We start from the raw sequence: 266 nt of genomic DNA on the forward strand, positions 1-266 counted from the left end.
ACCGAAATACGCTCCATCCCGGCGATGAGGACATGATACCCGCCACCGGCATTGAGGATCAAGAGTTGTCCATAGCTGCGGAATGGTCCGGCATACACAACCCAGCCATCACACGGAGTCGTGACCTGCGCGCCCCGGCGAGTCGCCAGCGAAATACCTTTTTCCACGCCGCCGACGCCGTCGGAACCGCCAAAGTCACGGATCTTCGTCCCGTTAACCGGAAGCGACAACAAACCCTTGGCGGACGCAAAGGCAATGGCGGGGCT

Annotated in this window: 1 protein-coding gene; it reads right to left on the reverse strand. The window is 60.5% G+C overall.

Going from position 1 to position 266, the window contains the following annotated elements:
• On the reverse strand, nucleotides 1-266 hold a 266-nt coding region (locus BGO16_RS11860), incomplete at both ends, for a peptidoglycan DD-metalloendopeptidase family protein (protein ID WP_292618946.1).

This window comes from Nitrobacter sp. 62-23, from assembly GCF_001897285.1.
Lineage (GTDB): Bacteria > Pseudomonadota > Alphaproteobacteria > Rhizobiales > Xanthobacteraceae > Nitrobacter.